The organism is Nostoc sp. NMS4 (assembly GCF_017115095.1).
Lineage (GTDB): Bacteria > Cyanobacteriota > Cyanobacteriia > Cyanobacteriales > Nostocaceae > Nostoc.
Genome location: NZ_JABXKI010000284.1, coordinates 20585 through 27186 on the forward strand (window position 1 = coordinate 20585; position 6602 = coordinate 27186).

General features: G+C 41.0%; 4 protein-coding genes. 2 read left to right on the forward strand and 2 right to left on the reverse strand.

Going from position 1 to position 6602, the window contains the following annotated elements; all coding sequences use genetic code 11:
* Positions 1-107: 107 nt before the first annotated feature.
* A complete protein-coding gene (locus tag HWQ37_RS26895) occupies positions 108-4052 on the forward strand; it encodes a DUF2157 domain-containing protein (RefSeq protein WP_292753331.1) in 3945 nt (1314 codons plus the stop codon).
* A 412-nt stretch (positions 4053-4464) separates the two neighbouring features.
* On the opposite strand, the gene HWQ37_RS26900 is transcribed toward HWQ37_RS26895, so the two are convergent.
* Positions 4465-4818: a hypothetical protein gene (locus tag HWQ37_RS26900; RefSeq protein WP_292753333.1), complete on the reverse strand. Its 354-nt coding sequence runs from the start codon at positions 4816-4818 to the stop codon at positions 4465-4467.
* A 23-nt stretch (positions 4819-4841) separates the two neighbouring features.
* On the reverse strand, positions 4842-5759 hold the full coding sequence (locus HWQ37_RS26905) for a hypothetical protein (RefSeq protein ID WP_292753336.1): 918 nt from the start codon (positions 5757-5759) through the stop codon (positions 4842-4844).
* A gap of 390 nt (positions 5760-6149) precedes the next feature.
* Between HWQ37_RS26905 and HWQ37_RS26910 the strand changes: the two genes are divergently transcribed.
* Positions 6150-6425: a hypothetical protein gene (locus HWQ37_RS26910; RefSeq protein ID WP_292753339.1), complete on the forward strand. Its 276-nt coding sequence runs from the start codon at positions 6150-6152 to the stop codon at positions 6423-6425.
* Positions 6426-6602: the final 177 nt, after the last annotated feature.

Genomic DNA, 6602 nt, shown 5'->3' on the forward strand with positions numbered 1-6602 from the left:
GGAGATTAAAAATTAATATCAATTAGCCTTATAAGTGACACAGTTAGAGCCAAAATATACTTTAATTAAACAAATAATTTAAGTATATACTGGTATTCTTGCCGCTTATGTCATCGCCCCTCGATCGCCCGCTAAAAATTGAAATCAGACTGCCATCTTCCCATCCTCAGTTATTAGAAGGATTAGATATATGGCTGCGTTTAGGTTTGATATCTGATACCCAAGTTAGGCAGTTATGTCGAGAGTTTCTGGTGTGTGCGGTGGTGTTGCAACCCCAGACTGAAGCGAAAACAAAGGTAGTATTTGCAACTTCCGATCGCGTGCCGGAGTTGCCCATAGCAGCTTTACAATCTAGTAGCAGTAAACCAGCTAAACCCAACTTTATCGCCACAATGTTACAGTCCTTGGGAGCAGAACTGAGTGTCCGTTGGCTACTTTTTTTAGGGGTTTTCCTGGTAGTGGTATCTTCTGGGGTACTGGCTGCTAGTCAGTGGGCGAGGTTTCCTGCTTCTGGGCAGTATGGGGTTTTATTTGCTTATACTTTGAGTTTCTGGGGATTAAGCTTTTGGGCAACTAGGCAAAATAACCTCAGATTAACGGCTCAGACATTACTGATTGTCACCCTTTTATTAGTGCCAGTGAATTTTTGGGCAATGGATAGCTTTCGATTGTGGCAAAATCCTGTGGATTGGATTGTAATTGCGATCGCCTGTCCTACCCTGACTGCTATAACTGTTTTACTCTCCAGAAATCGGACTATTTTTACCAATTTACATACCGGCAAATTACCTCTGGTAAATATTCTGGGGCTGAGTTATCTGCATTGGGGTTGGCAATTAAGAGGATTTCCCTTAATAGCTGTTTATCTGGCAACCATCGGCACAACTATCATTACTGTCTATCACAATCTTTTCCAACAGCAAGAACATCGAGGCGATGTCTACGACGGGTTACGCCTACGCTATAAGTTAAGTATTAGTTTATCTGCTGCTGTAATTATTTATTCTTTAATAATCCTATTGGTACGGGCGATTTTTGTTACTGAGGTAGATGTCACACTCTTGGGGTTAGCCATTGGTATTTGCGGCTGGTTGATGACTTGGTTAGCACAGCAGGGGGCGGGGGAGGCAGGGGGAGCAGGGGGAGCAGGGGAAGTAGGGGAAGTAGAGGAAGTAACATTAATATTCCCCTCATCCTCCTCATCTCTCTTACTCTGGGAAAAACTTGGTGGCGTTTTACTCTTCCTCGGTTGGCTGGTATCGGTACTAAATTATCCTTGGCAAGCGATCGCTATAAGTGGTTTGGGTTTGTGGTTTTTAGGGAGTCGTTTGGGGCGGTACAGTTTAAAGTTAGACTTTGCAATGGTTTTCGTCATCGGTTTAGAGACGATTTGGCTAGGTTGGCGATTAGTACCTGATAACTTACAGAAATTAGCGATCGCAACTAGTACCCAACTTACTAATTCTCAAAATGAACCTTGGGCGTTGCTGGGTATAGCTTTATTTCCCTACGTAATTTTGATGGTGGCGCTTACAGATAGTTTCTATCGCCGCCAAAAGCGAGAATTAGCTCTATTTGGCGAACTACTTACCCTATTATTTGGAACTTTTTTAACAACGATCGCTATCGTAAATCCCACATTGCGATCGCTAAATCTGCTATTTTCTACCGCCACTCTCGCATTCGTCACTCAACGCCGCTCGCCCTCATCCCTTCCCCTGGTATACCTAACTCATATCATGGGAATACTGACATTTTGTTTTACCATTAATTGGTTATTCCCAACCCTGAATCAACAAGCCTGGGCAAGTATTTTATTGGCTGTGATGGTTGCAGAATGGCGATTTAGTTTAGAAGAAGGATTATGGCGACGTAGTGCATGGGACATCGGTTTAGGATTAGCCGCAGCTAGTTTTTTCCTTTTGTGGATGAATGCAGAATCATCTTGGTATGGCATCGCTGATAGCCGATCTGATTGGGGAGTCTTATGGCTAGTTACGCCTTTAGCTCTCACAGGTGTTGCCAATGCCACAATTAGAGAGCGGCGGATTACTAGCCGTTATTTGAGTGTCTTAGCTGTGATAATTGCCCAGCTAGTGACTTTACAGCTACCAGGAATCAGATTAATCGGTTTGGCTGTGGGTGTCGGATTGATGTTTGTAAATACGCGCTATTTGCGAAACCAAATATCTGCGGTAATTACAGAAGGATTTGTTTTAAGTTTCATTGGGGCGCTGTTGTGGGCGGGTGTGCCTGGTTTACCTCGTTTAGCGGTAGCAGGTTGGTTTGTTGTCGGAGCGATCGCAACTCTAAGTCTATGGTTAACGCGGACAGTTTTGAACCGACGCGCCAACGAATTAGCAGTTATCTATGCAGCCGCTAGCGATAAATGGGCGATCGCCTTGTGTGTTCTTGAGTTGTTGGGTTTGACGCTGCATTCAGTGCTGATTTACCAAGGGTTTACTACTTCGGGATTTTTGTTCTTAATTGTCACTGCGATCGCCCTGGCAGCCATTATTTATCGCAGTTGGCAAGAACCGACAAATTGGGCATTTTATGGGATTGGCTGGTGTTTGGAATTGTTGATTACCCAGGTGTTAGGGTTGGGGGAACGCTCAACTGTTAGAATAGCAATCGCAAACATCGCTTTAGGTTTAATTACTCAACTTGTCGGCGAGTGGTGGCGGCGACGACATCAATTAGAAAGATTTCCTAGCAGCCTTCATATTTTGCCCTTAATTTATGGCGCATTCAGTGTATTGCTGCGTTTCAATACCTTTACCGAGTGGACAGGTTTGTATTCCTTGGGTGTAGCTTTAATTATTATTGGCGTGGGGCGACGGCGCGAGAATTTCAAACCCTTGCTGTACTTAGGAATTATTGGCATATCAATTTCTGCTTATGAACTTTTGTTCTATCAAATGTCACAAGCTTCAGGAGGAGCATTAGGTGATGGATTAATTGCCATGTCTGCCCTTGGTGCGAGTATCATGTATGCATACTGTATTCTGTCGCCTTATCTTGTCAGCTACTTACGCCTAACTCCCCAAGAACTAAAAGGAATTGCCCATATTCATTGGGTTTGGAGTAGCTGTTTATTAATGGCTGCAATTCCGCTTCCCATTGGAGTTAATCGGTTAGTGGGATTGGGAACGGGAGTATTTTTGATTCGCTATGCTATCTTTCAGGGAAGAAATTTGCGTACTTCCCCCAGCATCTTGGGAAGAATTACAATCGCCGAGATGTGGGTTTACCTTGGCTTATTAGAGGTAGCCGGCATGAGGATTTATTGGCGGGAGACAGCAGTAGGGAGATTTTGGGCTGGGCCATTAGTTCCTTGGAACGGTGCGATCGCTTGTGTGGTAGCCTACTTTCTGTACATCCTACCTTGGGAGAGTTGGGGTTGGTCTAAAAGACCTTGGCAACAAGCTGCATACATCATACCACTGATAATTTTATGGGAAACTAGACTGCAAACTTACCCCATTACCTTAGTACTCGCAGCTGGATTCTACATCTTTTTAGCAAAAGTGGGCGAAAACATCCGTTTCACTTATGTTAGTGTCGCGTTGATTGATTGGGCGCTTTATCGTTGGTTTGATTCCTTACGCCTGACTGATATTTTATGGTATGTAACCCCAATTGGATTGTCACTACTTTATATTGCTCAAGTCGATACCCAACTGAAGCTACCAGATTACAAAATATCTCGCCATATTCTGAGAGTGTTAGGTAGTGGTTTAATTTGTGGGTGGGCAATTTTATTTCATCAACACACCGCTTGGATACCGGGAATCTTCAGTCTCATCGCCATTTTTGCCGGATTAGCTTTGCGAGTGCGGGCTTTTCTCTACATTGGTACAGCCACTTTTTTAATTACTACAATTTATCAATCAGTAATTTTCAGCTTGCAGTACTCTTTTTTAAAATGGATTGTTGGCTTGCTAGTTGGCATTTTACTGATTTACATCGCCGCCAACTTTGAAACCCGGCGCGCTCAAATAACTTCCTTAATTCGTAGTGCCATTGATGAATTTCAATCATGGGAATAGATAAGCTAAGAATTAAACATACCAATTATCTTAGGACTTACGCATAAGAGATCCCCCAACCCCCTTAAAAAGGGGGCTTTTCAAATCCCCCCCTTTTTAAGGCTACGGTGTATACACAAGTCGAATTACCCCCCTTAATCCCCCCGATGTATTGGGGGGAAAAAGAAATCTAGTTCCCTCCCCTTTACAAGGGGAGGGTTAGGGTGGGGTAATTCGGCAGACTGGTTGTGATTCGATAACTTGTGTGTACACCGTAGCCTTTTTAAGGGGGGCTAGGGGGGATCGAGGTTTCAGGTTTTGAGTGCGTAAGTCCTATGCCGATTGCAGCTATACCGCCGCGTAAAATAGCATTTGAAACAGCGTTATTTAATTTGGTTAAAAGACTTAAGATATCGAAAAACTTCATGCCTTGTCAAACTACCAAACTAACAATATTCTCAATAATATCAATCGTCCGACCCAAAATCTCTAAAAAGCCTACAGTATCATTTATTTTCTGAATTTCTTGATTTATTGCTTCAATACCATCTTCAAAACCTTTCTCATTTTGCTCCAATTTATTAACCAGAACAGCAGCAATATTGTTCCTGACTGCGTTGACAAACTTCGTCCATTTTTGACAATACCTTTTAAATTCTTTTTTCTGTTCTGGATTAGTAAATTTACTTTCAATACCAGCTTGATATAAATTATTCTCTAGATGACTGATCTTTTCAAGAAATGCTAATTGTTTCTTATTATCGACGTTAGATGCTATCTCTGACATAAAATTAATTTCCCTTTAGTTGATTAGTTATTTTTGATTTCTTCGGCTACATTTAGTAGAGAGTTGATATCAAACAAAAGCTCATTAGCACGTGCAATAGTAAATTTATCTTCTAGGAGTAGCTGAAAAGCTTCTTTGAAGTCTTTGGCTGATTTACTAGCATTATTTAAAGCTTCTATCGAAAGTGTCATCGTCAAAATATTCCGCCGGTGTTCTATCCATGCGTCAGGATCGCTAATTGAATTGGCAGATGTATAAGGTTTTAATAGTAAACGATCTGCCTGATTTTCTTGAATGGTTGATAAATTATTTTGTAGTTGAGTAGTAAGAAGCTCAAGCACTAATTCCTGAATAGCAAGCTCTCGATAAATCGTTTCTTTCCTCAGTTCTAATTCTTTTCTCAATGCACCTTTAATTTTATTACTCAATATCATTTTAGGAATTTCAGATAAAGCAGAGCCAGTTCTGTGAGAGACAAGAGGATTACCTTGAATATTAGTACTGACATTATTTAATTGAGTGAAAATATCCTCAGTAACTTGTTGCGCTTCTATTGGAGCATCCGAGGTTGCGAGATTTTCTAAAGCAATAAAGTAGCGTTTGAGTAAATCGGTATGTTGGCGCATTCGTCCAATCAACATAAGCCATTGCTTATCTTGTTTAGTAATATCGATATAATTTTGCTGATTCTCCAGTTCACGATCTTTGTCTGTATCTTCTAAGCGGTTATGCAGCAATTTTTCCGAACTTGCATCAACAGCATAGTTTCCTGATGTAACTAATAAAGTATCTAGTGCAGCTGCATATTCTTGTCCAGCGTTGGCAAACTTTCTATATTCTCTTAGAGAAGCACCACAGGCAACTAATGAAGCTCCAATCAAAGAAATGATTGATGCTCTAATAACAAATTTAGATTTGATAATAATCTCCTTTCTAAGCATAAAACGTATAATTAAGATGTTTGAAAAGTAGGAAGTTAAGTAAAAAAGCCGCAGATGCTTACTGTCGTAATCTTTTGACTGCAAATACCAAACAAATTCTGGAATTTTTAGCCCAACACATAAAAATCAGAATTTTGGGCTGTGATTATTCAAAATAGAATCAACAAACCCCGAAAATGATTTATATTTATTTACCCTCGCGTTATTAGTAAAATCGCTGTTATTGCTTTCTCCACTCCGCAATTAGTCAATTTCGGAATTTTTCAAACTAAAACTGGCTGGCATAGGTTGGTTTGAGGAATAAAACCCAACGTTTTTAGAGCTATGACAAGATTTGCTGTCATAGCCAACTTCAGATAAAATTAAAATTGGAGAAGTGAAGCCTTAAAAATGGAGCAAAAACGCTTTATGGTAAACATTACCCTAGATGAAGAGGCAGAACAATATTCAGTTGAAATTCTAAGTCAGGAAAGAACAACTAGTAGCGAGTTGCTCAAAAAACTACTGCGAAATTATTTACAGACTCATCAACCTCGACAATCTGTTTTGGAACGAATGGGCGGAGTGCCTAAGCATTTGCTATCAGTGGGCAATCTATCTGATCGGGATACTCGCAGAGAGATTATTGCTTCTCGGATAACGGCAAACCAACAACAAGACCTATGACCCGATTGGCAATGAGCAAGAGATCGGTTTGTGCAAAATCTTGGTTAATCCCTGCAAGATTGGATAATTTATTTGTTGGAAGTCCCTAATACATCAAAAAATATTGCTCCAGGGTTGACGTTTCCGTGTTTCGCGCACTCTGTAGCAGCTTCCGCCTTCCCTGTAAGAGCTTCCGCC

What these genes read in the sequence shown, in the direction of transcription:
- HWQ37_RS26895 (WP_292753331.1), top strand. Translation starts at nt 108, where the DNA reads ATGTCATCGCCCCTCGATCGCCCGCTAAAAATTGAAATCAGACTGCCA.
- HWQ37_RS26900 (WP_292753333.1), bottom strand. Translation starts at nt 4,818, where the DNA reads ATGTCAGAGATAGCATCTAACGTCGATAATAAGAAACAATTAGCATTT.
- HWQ37_RS26905 (WP_292753336.1), bottom strand. Translation starts at nt 5,759, where the DNA reads ATGCTTAGAAAGGAGATTATTATCAAATCTAAATTTGTTATTAGAGCA.
- HWQ37_RS26910 (WP_292753339.1), top strand. Translation starts at nt 6,150, where the DNA reads ATGGAGCAAAAACGCTTTATGGTAAACATTACCCTAGATGAAGAGGCA.